At 76.1% G+C, this 5,798-nt stretch carries 2 protein-coding genes; both read right to left on the reverse strand.

Features of this window, described 5'->3' with window-relative positions; translation table 11 throughout:
- On the reverse strand, positions 1 to 194 hold a 194-nt coding region (locus ACFFRH_RS43900), incomplete at its 3' end, for a polyketide synthase docking domain-containing protein (protein ID WP_386164094.1).
- Positions 184 to 5,766 (reverse strand): SDR family NAD(P)-dependent oxidoreductase, encoded by a 5,583-nt coding sequence (locus tag ACFFRH_RS43905; RefSeq protein ID WP_386164096.1) that lies wholly within the window; start codon positions 5,764 to 5,766, stop codon positions 184 to 186. The genes ACFFRH_RS43905 and ACFFRH_RS43900, both read right to left, overlap by 11 nt.
- Between the last annotated feature and the right edge of the window lie 32 nt (positions 5,767 to 5,798).

A 5,798-nucleotide genomic window follows, 5' to 3' on the forward strand; every position in this document is an offset into this window, starting at 1 on the left:
ACATCCCGCCCCGACACCACCACATCCCACAAACCCTCCGGAGACACCACCCCACCCGGAAAACGACACGCCATCCCCACGATCACCACCGGATCGGGGCGGCGGGACTCCGCCTCCTGGAGGCGCTGCCTGGTCTCCTGCAACTCGATGGTGACCCGGCGCAGATACTCGACGAGCTGCTCGTCATTCGCCATGGGTGAGCTCCTTGTCGATGAAGCTGAGGAGGTCGTCGAGACTGGCCGTGCGGAGTCGCTCGGTGACGTCCGGGCCAGGCGGCGGTGCCGGTGGGGTCGCCGGGGTCGCGGGGGGAACCGGCGGTTCCGGCGCCAGGTCCGCGGGGAACAGCCGATCGCGCAGATAGCGGACCAGGGCCCCGGGACTGGGATGGTTGAACAGCAGGCCGGTGGGCAGCCGCAAACCGGTGGCGGCGCTCAGCCGGTTGCGCAGCTCGACCGAGGTCAGGGAGTCGAACCCGAGGTCCTTGAACGGCATCTCGCCGTCGATCACGTCGGCGGCGCCGTGCCCGAGCACCAGACCGGCGTGCGTGTGCACCAGGTCGAGCAGGAGCTTCTCGCGCTCCGCGGGAGCCGCCCCATCGAGCCGCTCGCGCAGCGTGGGCCCGGCGGTCTCCTCGACCGGGGCGGGCGTCGCGCCTCCGGCCCCCGTGGACGTCCTCGTCCCGTCCCCGGCCCGGATGGACGCTCCCTCCCCGGGCTGCGTGGTCAGCAGCCCGCGCAGCACCGCGGGTGTCTCCCCGCCGCGCGCACGCAGCGCGCCCAGATCGAGCGCGGCCGGTACGTACACCGCCTCCTCCCCGGCCAGGGCCAGGTCGAACAGGGCGAGCGCGTCGGCGGTCGGCATGGGCCGCAGCCCGGAACGGGACATCCTGGCCAGGTCGGCGGCGGCGAGGCCACCGGCCATGCCCTCCGCCTGCCGCCAGGGGCCCCAGGCGAGCGCGGTGGCCGGCAGGCCGCGGGCCCGCCGGCTCTGCGCCAGCGCGTCGAGTGCCGCGTTGGCCGCCGCGTAGTTGGCCTGCCCGGCGCCGCCCAGGGTGGCCATGACGGAGGAGAACAGGACGAACGCCGACAGGTCCGCGCCGGCGGTGAGGTCGTGGAGGTGCAGGGCGCCGTCGACCTTGGCGCGGAGCACGGTGTCGAGCCGTCCGGGGGTCAGCTCGGTGATCACGCTGTCGTCGAGGACACCGGCGGCGTGCACGACGGCGGTGAGCGGATGCTCGGCGGGGACGGTGTCGAGAAGCGCGGCGACGGCCGCGCGGTCGGCGACGTCACAGGCGGCGAAGGTGACCGTGGCGCCCAGGCCGGTCAGTTCCCGCCGCAGGTCCGCGGCGCCGTCGGCGGCGAGGCCGCGGCGCCCCGCCAGGATCAGGTGGCGCGTGCCGTGCGCGTGCACCAGGTGCCGGGCCAGTGCCCGGCCGAGCGCGCCGGTGCCGCCGGTGATCAGGACCGTGCCCTGTGGGTCGAGCCCGCCCGGGACGGTCAGCACGACCTTGCCGGTGTGCCTGGCCTGGCCGACGAACCTGAACGCCTCGGGTGCCCGGCGCACGTCCCAGGCGGTGACCGGCGGCGGTTCGAGGGTCCCGTCGGCGAACAGGGGGTCGAGCCCGGAGAGCATGCGGCCGATCCGGTCCGGTTCCCGTTCGAGTAGCTCGAGCAGGTCGAAGGCGTGGTAGCGGACTCCGGCCGGCTCCCGGAGGTCGGTCTTGCCCAGCTCGACGAAGCGGCCCCCGGGGGCCAGCAGCCGCAGGGAGGCGTCGGTCGGCTCCCCCGCGAGGGAGTTGAGCACGACGTCCACGCCGCGACCGCCGGTGGCCGCCCGGAACCGTTCCTCGAAGGCGGTGTCACGCGAGGAGGCGACCCGCTCGGGGGGCAGGCCGGTGGCGTCGTGCTTGGCCGGGGAGGCGGTGCCGTACACGTCCGCGCCCAGGTGCCGGGCGAGACGGACGGCGGCCGTGCCCACCCCGCCCGCCGCGGAGTGGATCAGCACGGACTCGCCGCGCCGCAGCCCCGCCAGCTCGACCAGCGCGTGGTAGGCGGTCAGGTAGGCGATGGGCGTGGCGGCCGCCCGCGCATACGTCCAGCCGGTGGGGATCGGCGCGACGGCCCGCCGGTCGGTGACCGCGACGGGGCCGAAAGCGCCGGAGAACACGCCCATCACCCGGTCGCCCGGCGCGATCCCCGTGACTCCCCGCCCCACCTCGATGACCGTTCCGGCCGCTTCGAGGCCGGGGAGACCGGGATCGCCCGGGTAGTGGCCCAGGGCGCCGAGCACGTCGCGGAAGTTCACGCCCGCCGCGCGCACCGAGACCCGGACCTGGCCGGGCGCCAGTGGTCCGTCCACCTCGGGGCAGGGGCGCAGGGCGAGCCCGTCCAGCGTGCCCCGCCGGACGACCCCGAGCCGCCACGGGACCCCGCGGCCGGACACCGGGGAGAAGTCCTCGCCAGGCAGGAGGAGCGAGCCGGGGGACGGGGTGGTGGCTCTGGCCAGGCGCGGGACACGGACCGCGCCGCCGCGAAGCGCGAGCTGGGGCTCGCCGGTCGCGAGCGCGGCCAGGAGCGCGGTCGGGGGCGATGAAGGGGGCGGTGAAGAGGGCGCGGTCGGAAGCAGGTCCGCGGAGCCGTCGTCGGTGTCCACCAGCACCAGGCGTCCGGGATGCTCGGTCTGCGCCGAACGCACCAGCCCCCACACCGCGGCCTGTACGGGGTCGGCGTCCTGTCCCGCCTCGGTGGCGACCGCGCCGCGGGTCACCAGGACCAGCCTGGCGTCGGCGAGACGTTCCTCCGCGAGCCAGTCGCGCACCAGCGCCAGGACACGTCCGGTGACGGCGCGCACGCCGCCGGATCGAGGACACCAGGCGACCACCACCTCAGGCCGCTCCGGGCCGGGGACCAGGCCGGGGACCGATCCGGGCACGCCGTCGGAGGACCGGTCGGGAGCCACGCCGAGGACCGGCGTACGGGTCGCGTCGAGGACCGGGTCGGCGGTCCCGCCGCCGATCGGGCCGTGGGCGAGGTCGAAGTCGAGGCCGAGGTCCTGGGAGACGGTCCCGTCGAGGACCGGGCCGAGGGCGAGGTCCTCTCCCAGCGTGACGATCCGTCCCACCGGTGACCTGCCGGACGACACGGAGGGCACGGAGGGCACGGAGGGCACGGAGGGCCAGTCGAGCCGGAACATCGCGTTCACCGGCGCCGCCGAGCCGGGGCGGGCCGGGCGCAGCACCAGCTCGTCGATCGACAGGACGACCCCGCCCTCCTCGTCGGAGGCGGTCAGCGTGATCCCGCCGCCGTCCGCGGGCGCCAGGCGTACCCGCAGGGTCTCCGCGCCGGTCGTGACCAGCGACGCGCCGCTGAAGGCGAAGGGCAGTTCGGGCGGTCCGTCACCGGCCGCCGGGCGACCGGCCCACGCGTGCAGGGCCGCGTCCAGCAGCGCGGGGTGCAGTCCGAAGCCGCCGCGCGGCAGACCTCCCGGCAGCCTCACCTCGGCGTACACCTCCGCGCCCTGGTAGCGGACGGTACGCAGGCCGCGGAAGGCGGGCCCGTAGGCGTAGCCGCGGTCGGCGAGCCGGTCGTAGACGGCGTCGGCGTCCTCATCGGCTTCTGCGGTGACGTCTCCGACGACCGGCGGAGTCACGTCGCGCGTGGCGCCCGCGTCCACACCGGACGGCGTCGTCTCGATGAGAGCGGGAGTGGGGACGGGGCCAAGCAGCCCGGAACCGTTCCTCGTCCACTCGCCGTCCCCGGACCGGCTGTAGAGCGTGAGGGCCCTGCGGCCCTCGGCGTCCCGGGCGGCGACCACGAGCTGGACCTCGACGTGGCCGCCTCCGGGCAGCGTCACCGGCCGTTCGAGGGTGAGCTCCTCGACCCCCGGGCAGCCCGTCCGCGCGCCCGCGTGCCAGGCCAGCTCCAGCAGCGCCGCCCCGGGCAGGATGACCGATCCGGCCACCTCGTGGTCGGCGAGCCACGGGTGGGAGCGGCGGGAGAGCCGGGCCGTGAACAGCGTCTCCCCCGAGGCGGCCGACTCGACGGGAGCGTCCAGCATCGGGTGCTCGCCCGCGGCGGCCCGCGGCGTCTCCAGCCAGTAGCGACGGCGCCGGAACGGGTAGGTCGGCAGCGGGAAGGGACGCGCGCCGCCGAAGAACGCGCCCCAGTCGACGTCCGCACCGCGCACGGCGGCCGTCGCCAGCGCGGTGGCCAGGGTCGTCGCCTCGGGTACGCCACGGCGCAGCACCGGCGCGAAGACCGCGTCCGGCGCGCATTCGGCCCCCATCGCGGAGAGCACCCCGTCGGGTCCGAGCTCCAGGAACGTCCGTACCCCGTCCGCGTGCGCGGCCCGCACGGCGTCGGCGAACCGGACGGGCCCGCGCACCTGGCGTACCCAGTGGCCGGCGGAGAAGACGACCGGAGCCCCGGTCACGGTCGACACGACGGGGACGCGCGGCTCCCCGTAGGTCAGTCCCTCGGCGACCTCCCCGAAGGCGTCGAGCATCCCGTCCATGCGCGGCGAGTGGAACGCGTGGCTCACCCTCAGCCTGCGGACCTTGCGTCCGCGCGCCTCGAAGTGCGCGGCCACGCCGAGCACGGGCGCCTCGTCGCCGGAGACGACGACCGCGACCGGGCCGTTGACCGCGGCGAGCGCGAGTTCGTGCTCGCGCCCGGCCAGCAGGCCGAGCACCTCCTCCTCCGACGCCTCCACGGCCGCCATCGCCCCGCCCTCCGGCAGCGCGCCCATCAGGCGGCCGCGGGCGGCGACCAGCGCGCACGCGTCGGGCAGCGAGAGCACCCCGGCGACGTGGGCGGCCGCCAGTTCCCCGACGGAGTGCCCGGCGAGGACGTCCGGGCGGACGCCCCAGTGTTCCAGCAGCCGGAACAGCGCCACCTCCAGCGCGAACAGCGCGGTCTGGGTGTGCTCGGTCCGGTCGAGCAGCTCGTCGGGCGCGTCGCCGAACACGACGTCGGCCGGTGAACGGCCGAGATGCGGCCGGAGCCCGTCCCAGACCTCCTCCAGTGCCCGGGCGAACACCGGGTGGGCCGCGTGCAGCTCCCGGCCCATCGCGTGCCGCTGGCTCCCCTGGCCGGTGAACAGGAAGCCGAGCCCGCCGGAGACCGTACCCGTGACCAGGCCCGGCGTCTCCCGTCCGGCGGCGAGCGCGGCCAGGCCGCGGTCGAAGTCACGGATGTCCGCGGCGACCAGGGCCGCGCGCCGGGTGAACGTGGCGCGGGTGGTGGCCAGGGCGTGCCCGACGTCGGCCGGGGTGGCCGCGGGGTGTCCGGCCAGGTGCTCGCGCAGCCGCGCCGCCTGCTCGCGCAGCGCGCGCTCGTCCCTGCCGGTGACGATCCACGGCACCGGACGAGCCCCCTCCCCGCCCTCCGGGCCTCCCTCGTCCTCTCCGCGCCCCGGGACCGTCGCCGCCCGCAGGACCCCCCGGACCTCTGCGCCCTCCGAGGTCGCCACAGCCTGCGGAACCCCCCGGACCTCTCCGCGCTCCGGGGTCGCCACAATCCGCAGGACCTCCGCGGTCTCCCCGGCTTCCGGGCCACCACCTCCCTCGCCCCCCTTGGTCCCCTCGGCCTCCCCGACTCTCTCGTCGCCCTCCCGGAGCCCAGGGACCTGCGGCTCCTGCTCCAGCACCACATGCGCGTTCGTCCCGCTGATCCCGAACGACGACACCCCCGCCCGCCGGGGTGCCCCGGTCTGCGGCCACGGCACCGACGACGTCAGCAACGACACCGCTCCGGAAGACCAGTCCACGTGCGGCGACGGCTCATCCACATGCAACGTCG

Origin of the sequence: Streptosporangium vulgare (assembly GCF_042428775.1) — a bacterium.
Classification (GTDB): domain Bacteria; phylum Actinomycetota; class Actinomycetes; order Streptosporangiales; family Streptosporangiaceae; genus Streptosporangium; species Streptosporangium vulgare.